The sequence below is a fragment of the Brevibacillus fluminis genome (genome assembly GCF_003710825.1).
In the GTDB taxonomy this organism is placed as follows: Bacteria; Bacillota; Bacilli; order Brevibacillales; family Brevibacillaceae; genus Brevibacillus_D; species Brevibacillus_D fluminis.
Genome location: NZ_RHHQ01000006.1, coordinates 220,562 through 242,339, shown reverse-complemented (window position 1 = coordinate 242,339; position 21,778 = coordinate 220,562). Strand labels below are relative to the sequence as shown.

28 protein-coding genes and 2 pseudogenes are annotated in these 21,778 nt (G+C 53.0%); 3 read left to right on the top strand and 27 right to left on the bottom strand.

Features of this window, described 5'->3' with window-relative positions:
- Positions 1–27 precede the first annotated feature (27 nt).
- The 11 genes and pseudogenes from EDM56_RS06830 to EDM56_RS06790 form a co-directional block, all read right to left on the bottom strand.
- Positions 28–381, bottom strand: coding sequence for a hypothetical protein (locus EDM56_RS06830; RefSeq protein ID WP_148040363.1), 354 nt, complete (start codon positions 379–381; stop codon positions 28–30).
- An 82-nt stretch (positions 382–463) separates the two neighbouring features.
- Positions 464–571, bottom strand: a pseudogene (locus tag EDM56_RS31805) (GAF domain-containing protein); the annotation flags it as partial.
- 72 nt (positions 572–643) lie between these two features.
- Positions 644–1,183: a hypothetical protein gene (locus tag EDM56_RS06820; RefSeq protein WP_122917139.1), complete on the bottom strand. Its 540-nt coding sequence runs from the start codon at positions 1,181–1,183 to the stop codon at positions 644–646.
- A 15-nt stretch (positions 1,184–1,198) separates the two neighbouring features.
- Positions 1,199–1,717 (bottom strand): manganese catalase family protein, encoded by a 519-nt coding sequence (locus EDM56_RS06815; RefSeq protein ID WP_281274942.1) that lies wholly within the window; start codon positions 1,715–1,717, stop codon positions 1,199–1,201.
- A 57-nt stretch (positions 1,718–1,774) separates the two neighbouring features.
- Positions 1,775–2,200 (bottom strand): hypothetical protein, encoded by a 426-nt coding sequence (locus tag EDM56_RS06810; RefSeq protein ID WP_122917137.1) that lies wholly within the window; start codon positions 2,198–2,200, stop codon positions 1,775–1,777.
- A 90-nt stretch (positions 2,201–2,290) separates the two neighbouring features.
- Positions 2,291–2,830: a GNAT family N-acetyltransferase gene (locus EDM56_RS06805; RefSeq protein WP_122917136.1), complete on the bottom strand. Its 540-nt coding sequence runs from the start codon at positions 2,828–2,830 to the stop codon at positions 2,291–2,293.
- A 55-nt stretch (positions 2,831–2,885) separates the two neighbouring features.
- Positions 2,886–3,032, bottom strand: a complete 147-nt coding sequence (locus EDM56_RS31385; RefSeq protein ID WP_183192320.1) for a hypothetical protein — start codon at positions 3,030–3,032, stop codon at positions 2,886–2,888.
- A 160-nt stretch (positions 3,033–3,192) separates the two neighbouring features.
- Positions 3,193–3,348 carry a hypothetical protein gene (locus EDM56_RS31380; RefSeq protein WP_183192318.1) on the bottom strand — a complete coding sequence of 52 codons (156 nt, stop codon included), beginning with the start codon at positions 3,346–3,348 and terminating at the stop codon, positions 3,193–3,195.
- Positions 3,349–3,479: 131 nt separating this feature from the next.
- Entirely contained in the window at positions 3,480–4,709 is a 1,230-nt protein-coding gene (locus EDM56_RS06800; RefSeq protein WP_122917135.1) for a hypothetical protein, read from the bottom strand.
- A gap of 91 nt (positions 4,710–4,800) precedes the next feature.
- A complete protein-coding gene (locus EDM56_RS06795; protein WP_122917134.1) occupies positions 4,801–6,150 on the bottom strand; it encodes an FAD-binding oxidoreductase in 1,350 nt (449 codons plus the stop codon).
- 67 nt (positions 6,151–6,217) lie between these two features.
- A complete protein-coding gene (locus tag EDM56_RS06790) occupies positions 6,218–6,403 on the bottom strand; it encodes a hypothetical protein (RefSeq protein ID WP_122917133.1) in 186 nt (61 codons plus the stop codon).
- Between the two features lie 136 nt (positions 6,404–6,539).
- On the opposite strand from EDM56_RS06790, the gene EDM56_RS06785 reads away from it, so the two are divergent.
- Positions 6,540–8,006 carry a recombinase family protein gene (locus EDM56_RS06785; protein WP_122917132.1) on the top strand — a complete coding sequence of 489 codons (1,467 nt, stop codon included), beginning with the start codon at positions 6,540–6,542 and terminating at the stop codon, positions 8,004–8,006.
- Positions 8,007–8,026: 20 nt separating this feature from the next.
- Here the strand turns inward: EDM56_RS06785 and EDM56_RS31800 are convergent.
- The 10 genes and pseudogenes from EDM56_RS31800 to dinB form a co-directional block, all read right to left on the bottom strand.
- Positions 8,027–8,123: pseudogene (locus EDM56_RS31800) on the bottom strand (manganese catalase family protein); the annotation flags it as partial.
- Between the two features lie 11 nt (positions 8,124–8,134).
- Positions 8,135–8,386, bottom strand: a complete 252-nt coding sequence (locus tag EDM56_RS06775) for a spore coat protein CotJB (RefSeq protein ID WP_122917131.1) — start codon at positions 8,384–8,386, stop codon at positions 8,135–8,137.
- Positions 8,387–8,533: 147 nt separating this feature from the next.
- Positions 8,534–8,815 carry a hypothetical protein gene (locus EDM56_RS06770; RefSeq protein ID WP_122917130.1) on the bottom strand — a complete coding sequence of 94 codons (282 nt, stop codon included), beginning with the start codon at positions 8,813–8,815 and terminating at the stop codon, positions 8,534–8,536.
- A 219-nt stretch (positions 8,816–9,034) separates the two neighbouring features.
- Positions 9,035–9,643, bottom strand: a complete 609-nt coding sequence (locus EDM56_RS06765) for a LysE family translocator (protein ID WP_122917129.1) — start codon at positions 9,641–9,643, stop codon at positions 9,035–9,037.
- Complete coding sequence (locus EDM56_RS06760; protein ID WP_122917128.1) at positions 9,643–10,077, bottom strand: Lrp/AsnC family transcriptional regulator; 435 nt, start codon at positions 10,075–10,077, stop codon at positions 9,643–9,645. Before EDM56_RS06760 ends, EDM56_RS06765 begins: the two co-directional genes overlap by 1 nt.
- Before the next feature lie 188 nt (positions 10,078–10,265).
- The gene (locus tag EDM56_RS31155) at positions 10,266–10,493 is read right to left on the bottom strand and encodes a hypothetical protein (protein WP_148040362.1); all 228 of its coding nucleotides are present in this window, start codon (positions 10,491–10,493) and stop codon (positions 10,266–10,268) included.
- Entirely contained in the window at positions 10,438–11,493 is a 1,056-nt protein-coding gene (locus tag EDM56_RS06755) for a TIR domain-containing protein (protein ID WP_122917166.1), read from the bottom strand. Before EDM56_RS06755 ends, EDM56_RS31155 begins: the two co-directional genes overlap by 56 nt.
- A 164-nt stretch (positions 11,494–11,657) precedes the next feature.
- Complete coding sequence (locus EDM56_RS06750; protein ID WP_122917127.1) at positions 11,658–11,999, bottom strand: YolD-like family protein; 342 nt, start codon at positions 11,997–11,999, stop codon at positions 11,658–11,660.
- A gap of 2 nt (positions 12,000–12,001) precedes the next feature.
- Positions 12,002–12,400: a YhjD family protein gene (locus tag EDM56_RS06745; protein WP_122917126.1), complete on the bottom strand. Its 399-nt coding sequence runs from the start codon at positions 12,398–12,400 to the stop codon at positions 12,002–12,004.
- Positions 12,397–13,632: a DNA polymerase IV gene (gene dinB, locus EDM56_RS06740; RefSeq protein WP_122917125.1), complete on the bottom strand. Its 1,236-nt coding sequence runs from the start codon at positions 13,630–13,632 to the stop codon at positions 12,397–12,399. Before dinB ends, EDM56_RS06745 begins: the two co-directional genes overlap by 4 nt.
- Before the next feature lie 184 nt (positions 13,633–13,816).
- On the opposite strand from dinB, the gene EDM56_RS06735 reads away from it, so the two are divergent.
- Positions 13,817–15,382 (top strand): hypothetical protein, encoded by a 1,566-nt coding sequence (locus EDM56_RS06735; RefSeq protein WP_122917124.1) that lies wholly within the window; start codon positions 13,817–13,819, stop codon positions 15,380–15,382.
- Positions 15,383–15,388: 6 nt separating this feature from the next.
- On the opposite strand, the gene EDM56_RS06730 is transcribed toward EDM56_RS06735, so the two are convergent.
- A complete protein-coding gene (locus EDM56_RS06730) occupies positions 15,389–15,931 on the bottom strand; it encodes a GNAT family N-acetyltransferase (RefSeq protein WP_122917123.1) in 543 nt (180 codons plus the stop codon).
- Between the two features lie 358 nt (positions 15,932–16,289).
- Positions 16,290–17,207 (bottom strand): LysR family transcriptional regulator, encoded by a 918-nt coding sequence (locus EDM56_RS06725; RefSeq protein WP_122917122.1) that lies wholly within the window; start codon positions 17,205–17,207, stop codon positions 16,290–16,292.
- Positions 17,208–17,381: 174 nt separating this feature from the next.
- Between EDM56_RS06725 and EDM56_RS06720 the strand changes: the two genes are divergently transcribed.
- On the top strand, positions 17,382–18,401 hold the full coding sequence (locus tag EDM56_RS06720) for a YeiH family protein (protein ID WP_246009294.1): 1,020 nt from the start codon (positions 17,382–17,384) through the stop codon (positions 18,399–18,401).
- A gap of 382 nt (positions 18,402–18,783) precedes the next feature.
- Here the strand turns inward: EDM56_RS06720 and EDM56_RS06715 are convergent, their stop codons facing one another.
- From EDM56_RS06715 to EDM56_RS06695, 4 genes are all read right to left on the bottom strand, one after another.
- On the bottom strand, positions 18,784–18,993 hold the full coding sequence (locus EDM56_RS06715) for a hypothetical protein (protein WP_122917120.1): 210 nt from the start codon (positions 18,991–18,993) through the stop codon (positions 18,784–18,786).
- A gap of 409 nt (positions 18,994–19,402) precedes the next feature.
- Positions 19,403–20,134: an IclR family transcriptional regulator gene (locus EDM56_RS06705; protein WP_122917118.1), complete on the bottom strand. Its 732-nt coding sequence runs from the start codon at positions 20,132–20,134 to the stop codon at positions 19,403–19,405.
- A 25-nt stretch (positions 20,135–20,159) separates the two neighbouring features.
- The gene (locus EDM56_RS06700) at positions 20,160–20,846 is read right to left on the bottom strand and encodes an amino acid ABC transporter permease (RefSeq protein ID WP_122917117.1); all 687 of its coding nucleotides are present in this window, start codon (positions 20,844–20,846) and stop codon (positions 20,160–20,162) included.
- 79 nt (positions 20,847–20,925) lie between these two features.
- Positions 20,926–21,747, bottom strand: coding sequence for a transporter substrate-binding domain-containing protein (locus EDM56_RS06695; RefSeq protein WP_122917116.1), 822 nt, complete (start codon positions 21,745–21,747; stop codon positions 20,926–20,928).
- Positions 21,748–21,778: the final 31 nt, after the last annotated feature.

Genomic DNA, 21,778 nt, shown 5'->3' with positions numbered 1-21,778 from the left:
AAGCCCATTCCCCATTTCATTTCGAATTTACGAGATGAAACGGGGCAGGGCTATATATCGAGATTCGTATCTGATCGGAAATAGCAAATATAATCGCTTAAACAACGGTATAAACGAAAACAGGTAGCGTTTCATCCGGAAGCGGAGGAACACGCGGAAGACAACGGTCAAAAAACTGAGCAGCAGCAAGATCTTGGCTGCCGTCGCTAGCGAATGACTCTCTTTGAGAAACGTCACTTGCTCTGTCAGATAGCTATGGTCGACCAGCAAGGACCGTTCGTGGGTAAGTCCGTTCTCACCTCCGCTTACCGGTTGGACGTAACCAAGGCACGGGAGCACAATCATGATGATCGCCAGTGCAATTTTTAAAAATGTCGACACACTCCCGCCTCCTTCCTACGTCTTTGCCTACCTGTGCGCTTTCCCTTTGTGGTTTACGGATGTTTGAGCCAAGAGTTTCACATTTTTCCAAGTCTTCCACACAGACGGTCTCGCATTTGGCTGCGGCCGTGCCACAAATCCCTTTTTCGAGCGGAATCCGGACGCATGCCAGTAAGTCTTGGAATGGTCCAGCACGAACGCATTGAAGTGACAACAAAAAGGCCCGCAGCCTTCAAACTGCGCGCCTTTTTTATTTCTTTTTTTACCCACGGTAAGGATCGGCATACGGATCATGCATCCAGCGAAACAGCGTCCCTTTTCGCAGCGCTTCAGCAAGTGGCAGCTGCTCTATATACGGGTCGGCGGGATACGGCTTGGTCGGCGGCATGCTGACGGGCAAAAATCCCCGGGGCGGAAGCATCCTGCTCGGTTTTTGATATGCCTGATTGGTTTGACGCGGGACACTTCTCGGTGTGGGTGCCAAGCGGCCCGATTGACCGGGCATGACGCCGGATTGGTATGGCATTTGGCTAAAAGGATGCGGAGTCGCACTGGAACGGTGCGGCATTTGGTTTGCATGGATGGGCCTCCCGCTAAATTGGTGCAGCTCTTGGCCCATTGGGTACGGTATCCCATTGGAATACCGCGGCATATGGCCAGCTTGGCTTGGCATGCTGCCGGCGGTGTCCCACATGCTGTCCATCGTCTGCTTGACGGCGCCCCCTTCTAGCATCGCATCACGAGTAGGACGATTCCCTGCTCGTTTGATCGGGATTTCGTCAGATGGTTTCGGCTTTTGCATCGGGGTCCTCCTTCCCTAGAAAAATTTATGGGTTTTGTAGTGCTCTTCCACCAAATAAAGCGCTTCGCGGAATCGCTGGGAATGTACCACTTCCCGCTCCCGCAAATATTTCAATGCGTCGATGAGGTCGGGATCGTCCGTCAGATTGATCAGCCACTGATAGGTCGCCCGCATTTTTTCCTCACCCGCGATGTTTTCCGCCAAGTCAGCAATTGGATCTCCCTTGCTCTGAATATAGGCAGCGGTCCAAGGAATCCCGTTTGCGTCGGAATAAAAGAGTGCTTTTTCGTGTTCCGCGTAATGTCCACCCAACCCTGCCTCCCGCATTTGGGCTGGGGTCGCATCTTTCGTCAGCTTGTAGACGAGCGTCGCAATAATCTCCAAATGGCCCAGCTCTTCTGTCCCAATATCCGTAAGCAACGCCTGCGCCCGCTCATTCGGCATCGTGTAGCGCTGATTGAGGTAGCGGAGGGCAGCGGAAAGCTCTCCATCAGGTCCGCCTGACAGTCGCAAAGGAAACAGATGATTTTCCACAACACAACAAAAAGCCCCTCTCCGCTCGAAAAGAGGCTTTTTCCCACTGATTTCGCTTTATCGGTACTCCGTTTCTTCTTCATCTCTTCGGTCTTCGCGGTCCCTGTAGCCTCCGTGGTCCCTGTAACCCGCAACGTCCGCGTTGCTATCGTTTTCACCTTGGTAGCGATCATAGTCACGATAGCCACCGCGATCTGGATCACCTTCAACATCCCGATAGCGCTCGTCATCGCGACCGCGTTCCCGATCCCCTTCAACGCCCCTATAGCCTTCCCGTTCTCCTTCTCCGGCTTCATCTCGATGCCGCTCTCTGTAAAGTGATTCGAATCGATTATACGAATTGATTTCGTTTTCAATGATTTTTGCCTCGATGCCCCTACGCTCTTCATCATGTCGATCGGCTGAATCGATCATTTCTTCGACCTTGGACACGGCGATCGCATTTTCGATCTCTTTTTTGTCACTGCACGTAAATGGATCCACGTTTATCACCCCTTTTGTTTTCAGTGTTACCTACTAGGCCAATAACATGTATGGGAGGATATTAGAAATACCCGCAAGTAGCGGGTACGATCAGTGCTTTAGGTGCAAGACTTCCTCTGGGTTTGCCACCATGCGCCCATAATATTGCTTAGACCGGAAATTGTGGATTTCTTGACAGGCTCTCGCCATTTTTTCCATTACTTTTTCTTGCGGCAGCGTATCGTGCGGACTCCAATAATAAATATTCATTTCATAAATTTCGCCGTTATCGTCTTGCCATCGGTATTGAATCCGATCTGCTTTCACAAATCCGTTTTTTTGATAAAAGCGGACTCTTCTCACCGTATCTTGATCCTCGCGATTGATCGGTTCCACTTCCAGCAAAATGTCCTTACCTTTTGCCTTCAGCTTATTGATTACGCTTGTCCCAATTCCTTTTCCACGCGTGGCTGGGTTAATCAGAAGATAGTCGATAAAAAGAAACGTGGGGAATTCTGCATAAAGCAGCAGGTAATGATCCGTTTCGACTTTGTGGTAGCTGTCCTTTTCTTTAATCAGCGCCTTTATTTGCGCCTCGGTCTTCATTTCATACTCGGGAAAGTATTCCGTTAATCGTTCATACCATTCCATTCGTCAATCACCCGCCCGATTTCTTGTGCCACAAACCCTTTTTTTCAGCTTCGCGTTAAGGTTCGCTTTTTAAGGACTCGATCCAGTCAGCGTAGCATTCGTCGCATAGAAGCTCCTCGCGGTCAACCCTACTTTGGAAAAAATTGATCAAATGAACACTGCCTGTCTCATGCTCACAGTAGTAACAGCGATAGCTGGCCATGTCGTCTCCTCCTTACCACATGATCGAAAGCATCGCTCTTATCCTCTCCCCTTCCTTTGCAAAAAACCGTGCGTTTGGCTGGATGGAATTCACTCACAGCCCATTCGGGTTTGTATAGAAAAAACCACCTACTCAACGGTGGTTTTTCGTATCACCCGGTCTATTTGGTGGAACCCACTGTGCCGGTATCCACCGGAGGGTCTATCTGCACCGGCTTGGCTGTCTTTCTTGTTTCGAACAAATCGGTTGCCCCAGCAGCATGGGTGCCCAGCACCTTCAGCTCTTTGTTTTCATCCCGGTTATTCATTTCGGTCACAGACTACGCCTCCTGCCTTCAAGTTGTCCCGCTTAGTGTATGTTCGTATATCCAATTGTACTCATGAAGGCGTGTCTTTTCCTATGTTCCTACTGGAATCATTTTACCATCGATTTATCGGCAGCGTTCTCCTACTTCACATGATCCAGCACGCTCTTGATTACGGCTGCCGAATCCTGGGGAATGCTCAGGTTATAGTGTGTCCGAACTGCCTGATAGACCGTGTTCAGATTTTTACCGCTTTTGTTTTTGCGATAGGCGGCGATCTCCTTCGTGAAACCAGGATCGTGGATAAGATCCCGGCTCCAGTCCCACACACGCGGTTTTTGTGCATCCTTTCTCGCAAGATCGAGCATCTGAGCAAACCGCGGTATGGCATAGTTGGCGATGGCTTTGCTTGCATTCCGGTATTCTGGGGTGGAGGAGAAAGTGTAATAATCTGTTGCCTCGTTGAACGGCTTCCCGTTTACCGAAATGACATCTTGGGCACGGATCGGAGACATCCCTGGCAACAGCTTTACCTGATAATACTCCCATCCTGACGGCGTCTTTCTCCCTGGTAGAACCAAGGTGATGAATTGAAATAACCGTTCATAAGGTACTTCCAGCGCGTACGCATTTGGACCCGACTCCATGCTCAGTGGTGTCTCTGGGTAAAGATATCCCTTGCTGTCCACTGCAAACCCCGGCAGCCCAACCTCCACAGCCCAGCGCACCGCTGTGTTTTCGGAATCTTTCAGATCAATGCCTCCATGATAAGGACGTACGTCCCCAAACATCCGATACAGCACTGTCGCCACGAATTCCTTTGTCGCGACCCCATCGTCAATCTCTTCCGGCTTGACGTAGCCTGCTGCAATGAGCGGCTGCAGACGGGCATTCATTTCCAATTGCGCTCTTGTTTCCCGCAGATTGTACCACTCTTCCGAATAGCTTTGCGTGTTTGCAATTTGACGATCCAAGTCTGTAGCATCGACAGTTCCGGGAGCGTAAGGGGGAAAAATGCCAATAAAATGATAAATATTCCACAGGAAGCCTTTTTTCGAGGAAAGGAATTTCAGATTATCGTCGTACTGTAGCTTTATATGTGAGCCAGCTCTATCCCTGTCGGTCAAATAATCCTCACGCGTGTAGAGGCTCTGTTGTTGCATCGCAGCAGCAACCTGTGGATTGGCGATGGAAACCATCTGTACGTTCAAAAACAAGTATTTCTCCGGATTGGCCGGCAGCTTATATGTGATGCGAGCAGTTGAAGCAGCTTGCGCAACAGGGGATACGAGAAATGGTGACAGCACAGCCGAAAAACATAACGTGCCAGATAATACGACATTACATAGACGGTTACGATTCACAACGATCATCCTTTACGTGGTCATGCTGATTAGACGCACATGGCAGCACGTAGTTTCGCAGTTTTTCTAATTTTTGGGTGTTTTTCTCGCCCCTGCTGCTTTACCCACGCCTCCGATACGGCGGAATACTTTGCGGGAATCGAAACAAATTCGTTGGATCGTACGCCGTCTTCACTTCCCGCAGTCTCGGAAAATTTTCGCCATAATACGCTTTCGGCCAGTTTCGAATAAACCGATCCGGCCAATTCACATAATCACCCGTCGTATAGGGCGATAAAGCCTGACGCACGTTTCTGATCCACCTGACATTCTGCCGTTCTTCACCAGGATTGTTCCATTTCGTCAAGTACTCCTGCGCGATAATGGCGTCCCGGTAAAAGTAAGCCGTTTCTTCCGGGCGTATTTGCGCAGCTGCTCCGCCAAGCGATTGATGCCAGAGCGACGCATGTTCATTCGGAGCGTGGGCCAGCCATTGTTTCATCGTCAAGATCGCCTCCAAAGGGAGCGGAGCCGTGATGAACGAGCCTGAGCGTTTGCGGTTGGCTGGCTCATTGCCGCTCGGTTCATCAAAAAAGCGGACGGCTTCAATGTACGTAACTTCCTTTATGCTGATGCTCTTTGGCGACCCTGTGCTCGTCAACGGCTTCAGCAGTTTTTTTAACGTGGCCACCGAGCCGACAAATTCGCCTTGCGCGGTGATCCGATCAACATCTTTCGCGAACAATTCAATTTCTGACGTCAGTCGTGTATCGGTGCTAGGAGCCCACGTTTGCCATGCTGTATAAGCCTCCTCGAAATCGTCCCACCCCCACGTGATTGAAAATATCGAAACGTTTTGAATGGGGTGCAGCTTGAAAGTGAGAGACGTGACAATTCCAAAATTGCCACCGCCGCCTCCGCAGCATGCCCAAAACAAATCGCTGTTGCTGCTCTTACTCGCAGTGACCTGCTTTGTTTCAGTTGGACCGCTCGCCACGACCATTTCCACTTCGAGCAGATTGTCGCAGGTGAGCCCGAATATACGGGTCAGCATGCCGATCCCCCCGCCGAGCGTCAAGCCGACGAGACCGACGCTGCCCTCGGTTCCTGCCGGGATTGTCGCGCCATGCTTCCATAGTTGGCGGTAGACCTTACCCAAAGCGGCTCCTGCTTCGATTTTTGCCGTCATGGCATTGCGGTCGACCTTGATGCTGTTCATCTCGCTGACGTCGATGATGAGTCCGCCATTCACTAACGAAAAATTTTCATAGCTGTGCCGTCCGCTTCTCACGCGAAACGGCATTCGCTTTTTTCTGACCCATGTGAGAGCATTTACGACATCTTGCGTATTTTGGCAAAAGACAATGATTTTGGGAAATCGTGCAACGCTCAGATTATTATTGATCCGCGCCTGTTCATATTCAGGATCATTTGGCGTGACGATGCGTCCAGTAAGCTGCGTCTCCTCCACTTCACTACCCCCTTTTTTCCCCCCCGCCGATCGAGGTGCTGTGTGGCTTACTTTTTCGCATCGGGGGTCAGCGGATGCCTAACTCATTTTCCACCTCCCCTTTTGCCCAATGCACCATTGCCACCGCGCACCGCCAGCCAACCTGCTTCCGCAGCTCCAGGGTCATCTCCACGGTCTCACCTGACGCCCGAATGAACACTTTGTGCGGCAATTTTTCAATTGGTTTTGGCTTTGGCCTTAGCTTACGCCCCACACAGCCACCCCCTCCTAGTTTTTTGTATGCGGAGTGGACACATGGACGGTCCTACTATTTCTATTTCGTCGGCACGTAGAGGCTATTGATTTTTCTCTGCCCGACGCATACCTATATGTAGGGGAGGTGATGGGCTGTGAAGGTGGCACTCTACATCCGCGTGTCGACGGACGAACAGGCGCGGGAAGGCTTTTCGATTCCTGAGCAACACGAACGACTCGTCTCGTTTTGCACCGCTCACGGATGGTCCGACTACGAATGCTTTATCGATGACGGGTATTCCGCCAAAGACACCGAACGCCCGGCATTCCAGCAGATGATGACCGACATCCGGGAGGGGCGCATCCAAACGGTCATGACAACCAAGATCGACCGGCTCACCAGACGCCTGATCGATCTGCTCACATTCATCGATGAACTCGATGCACATCAATGCTCGTATAAATCGGCATCGGAAACATTTGACACGAGCACTGCTGTCGGCCGGATGGTGCTCCAGCTGCTCGGCGTCTTTGCGGAATTTGAACGGGAGCGCATCGCGGAGCGTGTCCGCGAAACGATGTATCATGCGGTTCAGCGCGGAAAAGTCGTGACCGCCCCATGCTTCGGCTACGATGTGCAGGATGGTCGGTACCTTATCAATGAGGAGGAGGCCCGGTGGGTTCGAATCATGGCTGAACGGATCATTGCCGGACAAGGAACCTGGACGATCGCGAAAATGTTGAATGACCATGGCGTCCTGACAAAACGTGGACGCGAATGGACGCTGAAGGCCGTCCGCGTCTACCTGTGGAAAAATGAGCGGCTGCGCGGCCATACCGTCTGGAATCAGCATTACCGCAAAAACCGCAAGCAGATAGAACGACCCGCTCGCGAATGGCTGGTGGTCCGTAACACCCATGAGCCCATCTTGGATCAGGAAACGTACGAAAACCTTCAAGCTCGTCTCGAACAAAATCAGCACCTGGCACCTCGAGCCAAGCGGAGCGGCTACCTGCTTTCCGGACTAGTTCGCTGCGGTCATTGCGGCAGCAGCATGAACGGGATGAAGGCCGTCACCCGGAACAAGGAGCAAACTTACGTATCGATGAAATACGTATGCGCTGCTTATCAAAAAAAAGCGCAGTGCTTCTACCATTTCATCCACACGACCGTGTTGGAGGAGCACGTCCTTCAGGAGATTCTCGCGATCAGCGAAACGGACATCGCGGTCGCCCTTGAGACACTGCCCCCACCCGAGAATCGACAACATGACGAGCTCGCACAAACGAAAAAACAGTTGGCGACTTTGGAGGGGCGTTTTCAGCGGCAAATCCGCGCGTTCGAAATCGGAATTTTGGACGAGAACGATTTGCTCGAGGCCAAAAAGCGGTTAACCCAGGAAAAACATGAGGTACTTGCCAAAATACAAGCATTGGAGAAGGCTATGAGCGCAGGCATTTCAGAAGAGGAGGTGCGGGAGAAAATCACAAGCCGTGTCTTTCATATGAAAGCGGTGCTTGAAACAAACGATCGGGAACAATTAAAAACGATCATCCGCGGCTTGGTTCACCAGATTACCGTGTTTGAGGGGAATCGGATCGAGCTTATCTTTTCGGTTTAATTTTTTCACTTTGGGCCTGTGAGGTCCGCCGTATTGCGCAGACAAAAACCGCGCCATTTGCAAATCGGGCTTTCCTACCCGCACGGGGATTTCCAACTTTTTTTCATACACCCACATCGTCGTTCACCTCAATACTCGATTTCCCACGGCCACGGGGTGCTGCTCCAGTCCCATTTGCCGCGCGCCTTGGACAGTCCGTATTGCATTAATGGACCGTGCTGCTCCTCATACTCTTGCCTGAGATCGATCAATTCTTCGGAGAGATCGTTATATTGATGAAGGGCGCGCATGTCCTCCGGATTCATATCCAAATAAAACTGCAGCTCAACCAAGGCAAATTGCACTTCCTGTAGTTTGCGAAGCGTGCTGCTCTCTTCCATCGTACTCCTCCTTCGCTTTCTTCTCCTTACCTTATGCAGGCACGCGCCGACTGGGCATTTGTCCCCTGCTGGCTTGCGCCCATTTTTTTCGCAAAAAAACGCCCAACCTCGTTTCAGGTCGGGCGCTCGTATGCTTCGATTCGGTTATTATTTCGCTTCAGCGACCGGATGGCATTTGCTGACGACGTGATGGCCTGCCGTTAACCCTTTCGCTTCCAGTTCTTCCGCTGTGAATACGTTCAATGTTTCGTTTTTACAGGGCATCGGCATCAATCCACCAAAAGGGCTCAGCACCCGTCCATTCGTACCAGTCTCGATGACCACAAACAAGCCTTTTGCCTCCAATTGTTGCAACAATTCGGTCCAGTGCTTGGTTGTCATCATATCCGCGTGCTTGGAAAAAATCATGCCCATTTCCTTTGCAATCATTGCCTAAATCCCCTCTGCCTCTCGTTCATTTATTCTCACTTTCTTATCTCTAGATTACAGGGTCGAGAGGTGCTTTGGCAAAATCACTGGCGGTGCAAATTCGCGAAAAAGCGTTCATTTTGTTTCTGCTTTGCACAACAGATTCGCTTCTCTTCTCCGTTCACATCTTTTTATCTTTCTGCTATGCTTTTCACCTTTCACAGAAAATAATGACTTTATTCACGGCTGTATTGCCTGCATGACCAGCATCAGGGCGAAAAACAGCAGTGCGCACCCTACCAAGCGATTCAAGGCTTGGAGCGCTTTGTCCCCAAGGTAGTGATTCAAGCGGCTTGCTCCCATCGCGGCAAGGGCCAAAAAAACAAACGTGGCCGTCGCGCAGCCAAGCGAATAGAGCAGCAAGCCGAGCCCCGGGGCAACCGCCCCTGCCGCGAGTAAGGAGCCGTACATGCCCGACCAAAACAAAATGGTCAGCGGATTGGCCAGCGTCAGCAAAAAACCGTAGGCAAAGCTGCCCCGGACCGTGTCCTGCCTACCTGCAGCCGTATGGGCCCCTTTGGCGCGCAGCAGCTTCCACCCGAACCAGCCCAAAAGCAGCGCGCCGCCCCAGAGCACCGCGAGACGGACTTGGGGGATCGCCAGAATCGCGGACGCCCCCAGTGCAGATGCCGCCATGTAACAAAGGTCTGTTGCCGTCACGCCTGCAGCCATCTTCACCCCTTCGCGCCATCCCTGTGACAGCGAGCGGTGCACAAGCGCAAAGAAGACAGGCCCGACAGACAGCTGCAGCACCAGCCCCAATGCCAGTCCTTGCAAAAAATCCAACATTACCCTTCCTCCTTCACACTGGAGAGCGTTATGATCGTATTTGTTTTTACGAGGCCAGGAATGCCTTTTAACTCGCGAGAAATCAGCGTTTCCAGGCCACTTGTGCCGGCTGTCGCGACCTTCAGCAAATAGTCGTACTCCCCAGCCAAATGGTGGCATTCCAGCACAGCGCTGTTTTGCAGCACATGCTCTTTGAAGCCGCTGATATGCTCAGGCCGTTCGATCGAGACAAAAATATAGGCAATGAGCGTCTGCCCCAGCTTTTCGCGGTTCAGCTTGACCGTGAACGATTGGATGATTTGCCGCTCTTCGAGCTTCCGTATCCGTTCGGCTACCGCTGGGACGGACAAATGCACCCGTTTGCTGATTTCCGAGCTGCTCATCCGGCTGTTGGCGCGCAACAGCTCCACGATGCGTTGATCAACTTCATCCATGTAACTCACTCCACTTTCCATAGTGAAGTTATTGTAGCGGATTAGGAAAATTTTTAACATACACTTTGGCATACTCGTTATTTTTTATGTTTTTCTCCTCATTTTTCTTTCATTTTTTTCGTGACGAATGCGATGATCAACAAAAAAAGGACCGCACTCTTTGTTCGAGTGCAGTCCCTTTCAAATCGTTAACAAAACGATGGTTTTACATGGTTCACTTTTCCGCTGAGAACGTGGACGTATTCCTTGTCGCCGCCCTCGACCGACGGTCCGACAAAAACTTCCGCTTTTGCCTCGCGCCGGATCAACGCGCCTCCCTGTGTCGCGCCCATGCCGTCAGAGCCTCCGACCGCCCAGCGCTCAGTCGTGGATGATCCGTAGATCGACGCTCGCTTCTGCTCCCTGCTCCGCTTCATCTGAATCCCCTCCAACTAAATGACTGATGGTCGACAATAGCTCCTCGTTATGGCTGACGACCTCTGCGAGGTCTTCATGATATAGCGTTTCCATTCCCGCCATATGCACAGAAAGCACATGATCGGTATCTAAAGGATAGCATAGGACATAGACCTCCGCAACTTCTTTGCGATGCAGAAATTCCCATGTGCTGTTGAGAAACGCTTCGAGGACATAGATTTTTTTGGCACCCTTTTTTTCGGCGTACTCCTTAAAGCTGTAAAATCTGCCCTTCCCCACATTTCCGCCCACTTGGCGTACACCATCGTTTGCCACCTTCCAGATCGCGGCACCTGTAACGCGATAGCCATCCGGCGGGAGCAGAGAATTGCGCACCGCCTCGCTGAAGGATTGATACTTCTCCCCAGCGCTCGCCACTCTGACATTCCGGCTGTACTCCCAAAAAAAGTGCAGAATGCTCTGTTTCTTTTGCAGCTCGCGGTTTTTTTCTTCGAGCAGGCGGTACGGATCGGGGAAGTGCCGCTCTGCCCGGATCGCCTTGGCGATATGGCCGCAGGCGACATCCACGGCGGCGAGATAGTTGTCCCGCACAGCCTGCCGATAGGTCAACAACGTCATTCCTTGCAGATCGGACAGGAGGTGGAAGTCTTTGATCGTCGTCTCTTTGATCAGGTCATCCCGCTCTTTCACGTTCTGCGGGATGATCGCAAACACCCGGCTGCGCCGTAGCTTGCCCCAAAACAGTCCCATCTCGAACAAGGTGTTGTCTCTTGTGATGAATACGTAATTGCCGCGATGAAGCGCCACATCGTCGGCAGCAAATACAAAGATGCCAAAATCGCTCAGGTCCAGCTGCTGCTCCAATGCTTCCATCGTATAGGAATTCGCTCCAAATGCTGCGTACCATGGCGTCACCTGTGCCACGCGGCTCAAGCTCTCATGGACAGCTCGCGCGTACTCGATCGCTTCCCTGGAGGAGCCTATGAATACTTCTGGCATCGACACAGCGGATTCTCCTTTTTTATCGGACGTTCAATTGTCCATCCAGTATACAATTTTTTCCGTTGCAGGTGAAGTTTGAGTTTTCAGAACAGAAACACGACCAAAAAAAGCGGTTTCCCTAGCCTTACAGGAAAACCGCGTTCTTTTGGCCTGTGCCTTCCTCACTGCTCGACCTTGAGGACCGCGTCAAAGGAGATGCGGATGCTTCCACCCGCTCCCGACAGCTTGAGCATTCGCGCCGTCGGGTCGATATGGGCGACACACCCGTCGTCGTGCCGCTCGCCTATGCCGCTTTCGACATATGTGATCCGGATCGGCTGCTTTCGCTGATACGCGTCCCAGATGCGTCCGCTCAGCTCCGCCCGCTCTTCTTCATCAAGCTCCGGCGGCACATAGCGCCTCTGCTCCTCCTGAATTTGTCGGTATAGCTCCCGATGCTCGGGCAGCACAAAACGGCTGGCCGCAAACAAATTCGCTTTTTTCGATATCGTTTTTTCCCTCATCGCTAGTCTCCTCCCTTTGCCAGCTGCTGCTCCCGATTGCGCACAAGCCAGCCCCGCAGCCGTTCCTGACACTCTGCGTGCAGCAATTCAATCGAGTAGACAGCCTCCTGCCGATAGCCCTTGATGCGAATCTGCACGGTGTAAAACTTCCCTTGCTTACGGGCCGTGAGGATTTCGACCCCTTGCCTGAGCAGCTGGCGCTTGAGCTGGTGATGAAGCCGCTCCGCCCAGATGGACAGCTCTTCTAGCACCGGCAAATACGACAGCTTGAGGCTAAGCGGGCGCAGCGTCGCCAGATCCACTGCCACCGCCTTGAAAAAAATGCCGTACAGCACGCATTCGAGCAGCAGGTCGCGGGCTGACTGCTGCGGAGCGGAAGCGCCCTCCGGCTGGCCGCTCATTTATAGTGACCCCCGATTTTTTTGGCGCGTTCTCTCGCCTGCCCTGCCTTCAGCAACGAGACGGCACGGACGATCGCATCGTTTCCATAACGCCTGCGGATGTCATCCATCACCAGCCCGAGTGAACGACGTCTGGGCGTATCGTCGAACAGGCTCAGCTGCACCACATTGTCAGGCGCAAGCTGGCCCAAATTCACCCCCACGCTGCGCACCGGGAGATGCTGCCAGTGCCGTTCGAACAAATGGCAGACACCCATGTAGAGCGCCGTCGCGTCATGGGTCGGCTCCGCCAGCTTCATCTGCCGGTAAAAGCCGTTTCCCGCCGCGAGATCAGCCCCGCGGCAGCCGACGGAGACGACCTGGCCCATCAACCCCTTGCTGCGCGCGCGGCGGCACACCTCTTCACATAGCTCGAGCAGCACCACTTTGATTTCCTCCGCGGTATGGTAGTCACGCGGCAGCGTCATATGATGCCCGATCCCTTTTTGCATATCGTGCGCTCGTGGCGACACCGGCGACTCGTCGATGCCGTGCGCCGTGTTCCAGAGCACCTCACCATTGACGCCCCACCGCCGCATCAGCACCCCTGGCGACAGATCAGCTAGCTGCTGGATGCGATAGATGCCCATCCGGTGAAAATGGCGCTTCATCCGCGAACCGACGCCAAACAGCTTCTCGATGGGCAGCGTCCACAGCGTCTCGCCCAGCTCTTCTTTTTTCAGCCAAAAAATCCCGTCCTCCCGCTTCTTGGCGATGTCGCAGGCCATCTTGGCCAGTATCTTGTTCTCGCCGATGCCGACGCGGCAGACAATCCCGGTCTCCTGCTTCACCCGTTCCCGGATTTTCCGGGCGATCTCCCGCGGCTCCCCAAACAAGGAGAGGCTGCCAGTCACATCGAGAAACTGTTCGTCAATGGAATACGGCTCGACCAGATCGGTAAAGGATTCGAAAATACGCGTAATCTGCAGCGACACGTGCATATACATCTCCATGCGCGGTCTCACCACCACCAGGTGGCGACACTTTTGTTCCGCCTGCCACAACGCCTCGGCCGTGGTCACGCCGTACGCTTTGGCCAGCGGACAGGCTGCCAGCACCACGCCGCTGCGCCGTTTCGGATCGCCGGCTACGACGATCGGCTTATCGCGGATGTCCGGATTGGCTGCCTTTTCCACGCTGGCATAAAAGCTCTGCATATCGATCAAAAACACAATGCGCTTGCTGCTGTCCATTGCAATCCCTCCAAGATAACAGGAACAAATGTTCTCTTCTTAGTATAGCAAACATCTGTTCTCATTTATACCCGGAGGACAGCATATTTTTTCTGGTAAAATTTCCTTTTTTCGTAACGAATCGCCTTCGTTCGACGTCCAATCAGTAATCACTTCCGACCGAATGAAAGGATTGTTAGCCAAAATGAAACAAACGCGCGCGCTGCTCGCCCTGCTCCTCTTGGCCCTGCCCCTCTCTGCCTGCCGTGCTTCCGATGAGTCTGCCAAAACAGATGTACCCGGCTTCTTTATAGCCTCTCCCACTGCCCAGACGCCAACTCCCGCAAAAACACCAGCTGCACAACCGCCAAAAACCGACGCGCCTGCGGAAACACCCTTCGACTACGCCTCGCTCACAGACCCTGTTCTCATCCGGCTCGACGTGGAACCTCGCCTGCAATCACCGATTCAAACATTGGTTAGCACAGCGCCGCAAACGTACACGCTCTTTTTCAAGGAAGCGATGAACCGCGCCTCGGTCGAAAAAGCGTTGCGGGACGCACAAGCGAAAGATCAAGAGGAGCGGGAGAACGCAGTCAAGCCGACCTACTCGTTTGCATGGGCGAGCGATCGGCAGCTGCATGTGCGCGTAGAGATTGGAGATGCTTCCACCCTTCCGCCGTTCGGTGAGTTCAGATATATGCTGGACGTATCGGGCGCGGTTACGCAGACAGGCGTCAGCTTGAACGATGCCCCCCGCTTCCGGGCGATCGCGGAAAATCCCGGACAGCTATGGCGAATCCGGACGGACGGCAGAGCGCGCGAGCAGCTCACAGCGTTTGACCAGCCCTATCTAACCATGCTATGGCAGGGCGAGGCAGAGCGCTACTTGCTGCTCAGCCGCTTCCAGCAGTATTGCGAGTGCGACGCGGATTACGAACGGATCTATGCCCTCTATGATACCGAAACGAAACAGATGACCCACTACCCGGTGGAACTGATGGAAAGCTACCAAGGGAATGGGGCCTTTACCGCTGATACGCGCGGATTTTTCTACGCCAAACCGGAGGATGCAGCCATTCAGCTGCCTCCAAGCGACACCGCCATATCCTTTCAGCTCCCTGACTATGTGTATGGCAGCGGATTTAGCAAGGACAGAGCCTATCTGTTTCTCGCCGTAGGCAAGGAAGACCAGAACGCTGACCTCGATCTGATCGTCCGCAATCTCGCAACAGGCGAACAACAGCGGTTTCCCCAAGCGTTAAAGGGCAACATCATCGAAAGCGAGGTCAGCACGAGCAAGCTGCCGGTGACCTTTGCGGATGATGGCAAGCGTGTCACTTTTGTGATGCAGGATAAAAAAGCATTCAAAGAGCTGCGTTACCAATACGGCTGGAAAACAAGGACGGTTCAGGCATGGAACCCGCCGGTAGCAGAAGACTCCTGGTCCGGCTATACCGTTTCCGACGACAATCTGTACCAGCTATACCCGAATGCCGGCTTGTATAAAGGCACTGTCAAAATCAGCGACGAAATCCGCGACGGTGTCTGGCTGAACGGTACGCACCGGTTCGCTTTCCTGGAGCTGGATGCCCGCAGCAGCGACGACGCTCCGCAGACGCAGAGCCTCCATCTTTATGATGCCGATGCGAACCACGCGCAGCAGATCGCGGGTTCCTTGTGGCCCGACGCCTCCATCGTCGGCACCAGCCGGGACGGGAAATGGATCTATGTGCGTACGGCACAGAAGCTTCCAGTCGTTTTGCACTAAGCAGGCTCAGTCGTTTTCATTCACGATTGCCAGCACCTGATGATCCTCCCATTTGTCGTTGATCTTGACGTTTTTCCGGGCGATCCCTTCTTTATGGAAGCCTGCTTTTTCCAAAACTCGCATCGAACGTACATTATGCGGCATGACACCGGCCTCGATCCGGTGAAGTGCGAGCTCATGGAAGGCGTAGTCCACAACCACGCGAACCGCTTCCGTCACATAGCCTTTGCCATTGTGCGCCTGATCCAAGTAGTAGCCGATGAAGCAGCTTTGCAAGGGACCTCGCAGCACCTCGGATAGCGTAACATTACCAATCAACTCGCCGGTATCGACCAAATAAATGCCAAACGAATAGCCCTGATCCTGTTCTTTTCGCGCAAGATCGGCCTGAATGCGGGCCTCTTGCCCGTCGAGCGTGTAAAACGATTCATCGCGCTTCGGGATGTACGATTGAAAAAACGATCGATTGCGCAGGTGGAGGCGGAGCATCGCCTCGGCGTCGCTTAATTCGAGCAGCTTGAGCGTAATTTTGTTTCCGTGCAGTTTCATGTAGAGATTCCTCCTCATGTCATCTTTGGAATTGACCAGCAAGAAAAAACGCCACAGGCAGCTGCCCTGTGGCGTTTCATTTATTATCGCAAAAACCACAGGAAAGCGACCCGTGACGCTACTTGCCCACTTGTTCCTTTTCAACCTTCGGCGCAAAGGATCTAACAGTCGCTCGTATATCCATTTTTGGACAGACTTCTCCCGTTGCGCGCATTGTTGAAGAAAACGGCAGTCGAGTACCCGATGCCTTTTGCCAAAGAAAGTAGCGAACGTTTTTTCATGTGGGCACTCTCCCTTCCAAATTTTCACTTTTCAGAGTAGCACTGCAAATATCCTCTGTCAACTGCACGAATGCCAATTACTCTGCTTTGGGGCGAAACGCGGGATAAATCTCATCCTCTCGCAATAGCTGCAAAAAGACCTCCAGCGCCTTCGTTTGAAACGGTGTCGATTGCCTCACGAGCGAAAAGTGGCGCTTGACCGGCGGCACGCCCGCAACGCATACCATATGTAGCGTGCCGAGCAAGAGCTCTTTGCGTATCGCCCACTCGGACAGCAACGAAATACCAAGTCCCGCTTCCACCGACTCTTTGATAATTTGGGTGCTACCGAATTCCATCAGGTTGTTCGGCATCTGCGGCAGCGTGCGGAAAAACCGTTCGCTTACCTCCCGCGTGCCCGAGCCCATTTCGCGCACAATCCAAGCTTCATCGCACATCTCGCGTGCATCCACCTCCTGCCGTCCGGCAAAACGATGCCCGGCTGGCACCACCACATACATCACATCCTCCGCAAACGCCTCCACGACCACTCGTTCATTCCCCGGGTTGTAGAAGCCCTCGATGATGCCGACATCAAGCTGATGGTTCACGACCATCGCGGCGATTTCTTTTGTGTTATGAATCGTAATCGTTGGCGTGATCATCGGGTAGTTCGTCCGCAAATGGGCAATAATATGCGGCAGCACATATTCGCCGTACGTGAAACTGGCCCCGATCGACAGCGGGCCACTCGCCGTATGCTGCAGATCATCAACCAGATTCTGCATCCGCGTGTAGAGGCCGACGATTTCCTTTGCATGGTGGTAGACGATCTCACCCGCCTTGGTCAAACGTACATACTTGTTGCTGCGCTCCAGCAGCTTTGCCCCGGTTGCCCGCTCCAGCGACTGGATATATTGGCTGACCGCCGGTTGGGTCATGTGCAATTCTTCCGCTGCGCGCGAAAAGTTTTGCTGCTCCACAACGGTCAAAAAGACGAGCAATTGCTGGTCCATCCCGTTCACCACCTCGCTTGACTATTACTATACAAATTTACTTATTATCATCATCATAACGATTCATTTTCCTTATGTCACGTTTTCGACTATGCTGTCAATGTAAGTTACAACGCTGAGGTGATCGAAATGGCAGTACAAACGAAGCAAGGAACCGCCTCCCTTTACAATGAAATGGCGAAAAAGAAAACGAACGAAACGGAAAAAACGACCTCGACAGGCCGCTGGCTGGGAGGCATTGCATTTACATTGGTAGTCGCCCTGCTTGGCTACGTGCTAGCAAAGGTGCCCGGGTTTGACCATGTCGGCCCGCTCGCCTGTGCAATCGTCCTCGCGGTGGTGTACCGCCAAATCTGGGGATACCCTGAGCAGCTGCGCACAGGGATTCAATTTTCTGCGAAGCGCCTGCTCCGCCTTGCTATCATTCTTTATGGATTGAAGCTGAATATGGATGTTGTGTTTCACCAAGGGCTGGGGCTCTTGGCTTATGATGCCGGCGTGATCGCCTTCTCCATCGGGCTCACTGTCCTGCTGGCCAAATGGATGAAAGCGGACGCTTCCCTCTCGCTTTTGCTCGGCGTCGGCACCGGCGTGTGCGGAGCGGCGGCGATCGCGGCTGTTTCACCGATTCTGAAAACGCGGGATGAAGATACGGCGATCGGTGTCGGCATCATCGCGCTGGTCGGAACGATTTTTGCCGTCGGCTACACGATTCTCCGTCCGTTTTTGCCGCTTACACCCACCAGCTATGGCATCTGGTCGGGAATCAGTCTGCACGAGATCGCGCATGTGGCGCTGGCAGCCGCACCCGGCGGTCAGGATGCGCTCGCGATTGGGCTTTTGGCCAAACTGGGCCGCGTCCTGCTGCTTGTTCCACTGAGTTTCATTCTGATGGCATGGATGAAAAAAACCGGCCGCGCCGGAGCGGGAACCAAGATCGGGTTCCCTTGGTTCCTCATCGGCTTCATCGTCATGAGCTTTTTCGGCAGCTATGTCATGGGCAACGTCATCCCGGTATCGGATGGTTTTAAGGATGGCATCGCAACATTGACTACGTTCATCTTGACGATGGCGATGGTCGGGCTTGGGCTGAACGTCAATCTGCGCGACCTGCGGACAAAAGCGCTTCGCCCGCTGATTGCGATGAGCATCACGTCTGTGTTGCTGTCGGTTCTGGCTTATGTTTTGGTCTGATTTGCTGTAGTGGAGGCGAGGGGATTTTCGAAAAAAAGTTCCGCGAAAGCAGTGACAACGCCTGCTGGGGATCGGGGTGAACGGCTCACGCCAAAAAACGAAAACTGCGCCCCAAAGCCACACACTGCGCGGCGGGTGGATCTCGAGGAAGTAGATGTGGCGCAAAGGCGTTTTCGTTTTTTGGCATAAGCCTGGCGGGCATTGTCAAAAGCTTTCGCTCCACTTTTTTCCGAAAATCCCTTGCTGCAGTGCCACTCAAACTGAATTAGAGAGATAAGGCTTGATGGTCAGGCTGTCGATAAACCCCCGCTCTAAATTTTGCGAAAAAGCACAAAACGTCCCCTTTTTCAAAAGGGGACTTTCTCGACACTCAGAGAGCCGCTCACTGGCTCTCTTTTTTCTTGTTCTGCTTTACTTCCTGTTCCAATTGCTCGATCCGCCGCTCTAGTTCAACCATGGTCTTCTTCTTTCGGTTGGATCGCGCGAAGAGGTATATGATCAGTCCGACAGGCAATCCGAGCAGGATCAGGAATGTCATCAGCTGGAACAGCAGCGTCCCCCATTCGATGCTGACGACACCAAAGTCGATCATCGGTTTTCCCTCCCCGATTTGTGTTCTCTTTTGTAGTACGGGTGAAGTGGAGGGAAGGTTGCAGCTTGTGGGCGGGGAGGATGTTTTTTTGTGGAGGCGAGGGGATTTTCGGAAAAAAGTTGCGCGAAAGCAGTGACAATGCCTGCTGGGGGGGCGGGGGGAACGGCTCACGCCAAAAAACGAAAACTGCGCCCCAAAGCCACACGCTGCGCGGCGGGTGTATCTCAAGGATGTAGAGGTGGCGCAAAGGCGTTTTCGTTTTTTGGCATGAGCCTGGTGGGCATTGTCAAAAGCTTTCGCTCCACTTTTTTCCGAAAATCCCTTGCGGTAGCGTCATTCCGCCCTCAAGCTGTGTTGGGGAAAATATGGAAAAAAATAAAAACCCATCAGGATTCCCTGATGGGTTTTCTTATAAACCGCCGATTCTTGTTGTGATGAGAGCGGCGGCTTGTTTGACTTTTTCGACTAGGGTTGAAAGGCGTTCTTCCGGCACGCGGAAGCTGGGGGCGTTGATGGAGAGGGCGGCAACCGGCTGGTGGCCAAATCCGATGATCGGGGCCGCTACCGCAACGGTGCCTTCCGTTTTTTCTCCATAGCTGATCGCATAGCCCGCATCCTTGGCGACGGCCAGTTGCTCCAGAAAAGCCTGGTGCTGGGCGGCTGGCAGCTGCTTGGCTACAACCTTCAGCATGTCAGTCTGTTTCCAGTGCGCCAGAATCACTCGGTTGGGCGCGCCGATCGTAAGCGGAATCCGCTCGCCGAGATTTTCGTCAATTCGCAGCTTCAGCGGGCTTTCTACCTTTTCAATCGGGATGGAATCAAAGCCAGCTGGCATGTTGAGGAAAATGCTTTCCTCCACCTCCTGCGCCAGTTCCTCCATGATCGGTCTGGCGACATGCCGGAAGTTGATCTTGTCATGCAGCGCAAAACCGATCTCCATCCACGTATAGCCTGCTTTATAATGCTTAGTCACCGGCTCCTGCTCGACCAGTCCAAACTTGATCATCGATTCCAAAAATCGGTGCAAGGTACTGAGCGGCAAACCGGTCGCATCAGCTAACTCAGAGATGGGCCACGCTGGTTTCTCGTCTGAAATCAGCACCCGGATAATCGTCATCGTCCGATCGATTGATTGAACCATATTCTCCCATCCTCTATTGTTCACATTACGCTGCCACGCCACTATCCTTGCTCTGCGGCTTTGCGGAGCGGCGGTCATTGGACAGCCTTCCTTCCAGCTTGTTCACAAAGTACGTGAACAGCATGATCAGGACCAAATAATACACGCCGACTACCATATACGTATCGAGCTGGCGGTAGTTGGAAGCCGCCTCGCTGAGCGCTGCGCCCCACAGATCGGACATCCCGACATACGCGACCAGAGACGAGTCTTTCAACCCGATGATGAACTGGTTGCCCAATGCCGGAATCGCCCGCCGGAACGCTTGTGGCAAAATGATCCGCCGCATCGCCATCGAATACGGCATGCCGAGCGAGCGAGACGCTTCCATCTGCCCGCGGTCGATGGATTGGATCGCGCCGCGGAAAATTTCACCGATGTACGCGCCGTTATGGATCGCGAGTGCAATCGCCCCCGCCCAGAACGCTGAAAGCGTTACCAAGCTGGAAATCCCGAAATAAAGGATCGCGATCTGCACGATCAGCGGTGTGCCCCGAATGACGGTGATGTAAATGTGCGCGATGGTATTTAACACTTTGGAATCAGAAATGCGGAAAAATGCAACCACAAGACCGACAAAACAGCCCATTACCAGTGCGACGACCGTCAATTTTAGTGTAAGCAACATCGCACTCAGGAAAAGCGGATAACTGGAGAATAAAATATCAATCACAAATGATCACTCCTCGCTCTGGCTGAAAAAACGTGAGGGTGTCCTCGGAGCGGGACACCCTCCTTGCGCATCGTTTTCGTTATTGACCCAGAATATTGCGTCCGAACCATTTTTGGCTGATTTTTTCATAAGTGCCGTCTTTGATGATCTCATCCAGCGCCTTATTGATTTTGTCCTGCATTTCCTTGTCATCTTTGCGCACGCCGATCGCCTGGTCGTCCTTGCTGAGCATCTCGCCGACATCTTTGATTTTGCCGCCGCCCTCTTTGATGAAGCGCAAGCCAACAACCTGGTCGGTGATCACTGCATCGAGTCGGCCGGTCGTCAGGTCGAGCAGCGCGGTGATGTCGCTGTCATAGGTTGTGATTTTGTCCGCATCGGTCAGCTTTTTCGCCCACTCCAGGTAGCTCGATCCTTTTTGCGCACCGATTCGCTTGCCTTTCAAATCTTCTTTCGTCTTGATCGTGTTGTTGTCTTCCGCCACGAACATTTGCGAACCGGAACGGTAGTAGGTGTTGGTGAAAGCGATTGCTTTTTTGCGTTCGTCAGTCACCGTCAAGCTGCCGATGATCGAATCGTATTTATTGGAAACCAGCCCTTGGATGATCGTTTCAAACGGATTGGTGATCGGCACTGGATTCATGCCCATTTTTTCCGCCAACGCTTGTCCGATCTCCACGTCAAAGCCGGTCAAATTCCCGTTGTCTTTAAAGCTGAACGGCTTGTACACGCCACTCATCGCGTAGGTGAAATCTTTTTTGCCTCCCGCTGCCTGATCGCCCCCGGAAGCTGCTGGTGCGCTTGCGTTGCCGCCGCCTCCCGCTCCACATGCTGCCAATAAAATCGAGCTGAGAAGTGCGGTTGTGACGAATGCGCCTGTCCATTTTGTTCTCTTTTTCATAATAAAGCCCCCCTGGAATCTGTATGATTTT

Coding starts and splice junctions, on each gene's coding strand:
- EDM56_RS06735 (WP_122917124.1), top strand. CDS start 13,817: ATGAAACAAACGCGCGCGCTGCTCGCCCTGCTCCTCTTGGCCCTGCCC.
- EDM56_RS06820 (WP_122917139.1), bottom strand. CDS start 1,183: ATGCAAAAGCCGAAACCATCTGACGAAATCCCGATCAAACGAGCAGGG.
- EDM56_RS06725 (WP_122917122.1), bottom strand. CDS start 17,207: ATGGACCAGCAATTGCTCGTCTTTTTGACCGTTGTGGAGCAGCAAAAC.
- EDM56_RS06755 (WP_122917166.1), bottom strand. CDS start 11,493: ATGCCAGAAGTATTCATAGGCTCCTCCAGGGAAGCGATCGAGTACGCG.
- EDM56_RS06730 (WP_122917123.1), bottom strand. CDS start 15,931: ATGAAACTGCACGGAAACAAAATTACGCTCAAGCTGCTCGAATTAAGC.
- EDM56_RS06750 (WP_122917127.1), bottom strand. CDS start 11,999: ATGAGGGAAAAAACGATATCGAAAAAAGCGAATTTGTTTGCGGCCAGC.
- EDM56_RS06745 (WP_122917126.1), bottom strand. CDS start 12,400: ATGAGCGGCCAGCCGGAGGGCGCTTCCGCTCCGCAGCAGTCAGCCCGC.
- EDM56_RS06775 (WP_122917131.1), bottom strand. CDS start 8,386: ATGGAAGAGAGCAGCACGCTTCGCAAACTACAGGAAGTGCAATTTGCC.
- EDM56_RS06720 (WP_246009294.1), top strand. CDS start 17,382: ATGGCGAAAAAGAAAACGAACGAAACGGAAAAAACGACCTCGACAGGC.
- EDM56_RS06760 (WP_122917128.1), bottom strand. CDS start 10,077: ATGGATGAAGTTGATCAACGCATCGTGGAGCTGTTGCGCGCCAACAGC.
- EDM56_RS06705 (WP_122917118.1), bottom strand. CDS start 20,134: ATGGTTCAATCAATCGATCGGACGATGACGATTATCCGGGTGCTGATT.
- EDM56_RS31155 (WP_148040362.1), bottom strand. CDS start 10,493: ATGAAGCGGAGCAGGGAGCAGAAGCGAGCGTCGATCTACGGATCATCC.
- EDM56_RS06715 (WP_122917120.1), bottom strand. CDS start 18,993: ATGATCGACTTTGGTGTCGTCAGCATCGAATGGGGGACGCTGCTGTTC.
- EDM56_RS06805 (WP_122917136.1), bottom strand. CDS start 2,830: ATGGAATGGTATGAACGATTAACGGAATACTTTCCCGAGTATGAAATG.
- EDM56_RS31385 (WP_183192320.1), bottom strand. CDS start 3,032: ATGGCCAGCTATCGCTGTTACTACTGTGAGCATGAGACAGGCAGTGTT.
- EDM56_RS06770 (WP_122917130.1), bottom strand. CDS start 8,815: ATGATTGCAAAGGAAATGGGCATGATTTTTTCCAAGCACGCGGATATG.
- EDM56_RS06765 (WP_122917129.1), bottom strand. CDS start 9,643: ATGTTGGATTTTTTGCAAGGACTGGCATTGGGGCTGGTGCTGCAGCTG.
- EDM56_RS06800 (WP_122917135.1), bottom strand. CDS start 4,709: ATGATCGTTGTGAATCGTAACCGTCTATGTAATGTCGTATTATCTGGC.
- EDM56_RS06695 (WP_122917116.1), bottom strand. CDS start 21,747: ATGAAAAAGAGAACAAAATGGACAGGCGCATTCGTCACAACCGCACTT.
- dinB (WP_122917125.1), bottom strand. CDS start 13,632: ATGGACAGCAGCAAGCGCATTGTGTTTTTGATCGATATGCAGAGCTTT.